We start from the raw sequence: 568 nt of genomic DNA, 5'->3' as shown, positions 1-568 counted from the left end.
TGGCGGCGCAGGCCGCCGCCGCGGCCGCTGCAGCCTTGCTCGCAGCCAATAGCGCCACCGCCGACGATGCGCTGGCAGCCAGTACGGCCGCCGTCGTGCCCGGTGCGCAGGCCGCTGCCAGCGCCGCCACGAACGACGACAACGCAGCGGCTGCCGCTGCCGCTGCCGCCGCCATTTCGCTGGCCGCCACCACGTCGGCCCAAAATGCCGATGCGGCTGCCGTCACGGCCGCCGCCAACGCCGCTGCCGCGCACGCCGCTGCCGATGCGGCGCAAACGCAAGCGGACCAGACCAACGCCCCCGCACTGCAAGCCATCGCCGATGCGGCCGATGTAGTTTCCGCCGCCGCCAACACCCAGGCCGCGCTGACCGATGCCGCGGCGCTGGGTGTCATCTCGGCCAATGATGCCGCCGCTGCCGCCGCTGCCACGGCGCTGGCCAATGCCACGGACGCCGCCGCGCTGGACCTGGCGGCCACCGCCGCCGCCAACGCGGCCGTCACGGCCGGCATACAGGCCAGCCTGACGGATGCCGCCGCCCTTGCCGCCACCGCCGCTGCCGATGCGCT

General features: G+C 75.4%; 1 protein-coding gene. It reads left to right on the top strand.

Features of this window, described 5'->3' with window-relative positions; all coding sequences use genetic code 11:
• A partial coding sequence (locus GCN74_RS29075) for a hypothetical protein (RefSeq protein WP_413541571.1) occupies positions 1–568 on the top strand: 568 nt, incomplete at both ends.

Origin of the sequence: Janthinobacterium sp. FT14W, assembly GCF_009208755.1 — a bacterium.
Taxonomy (GTDB): Bacteria; Pseudomonadota; Gammaproteobacteria; order Burkholderiales; family Burkholderiaceae_D; genus Janthinobacterium; species Janthinobacterium violaceinigrum.
The sequence above is the reverse complement of the archived record's forward strand: the minus strand, read 5'-3'. Positions and strand labels throughout refer to the sequence as shown.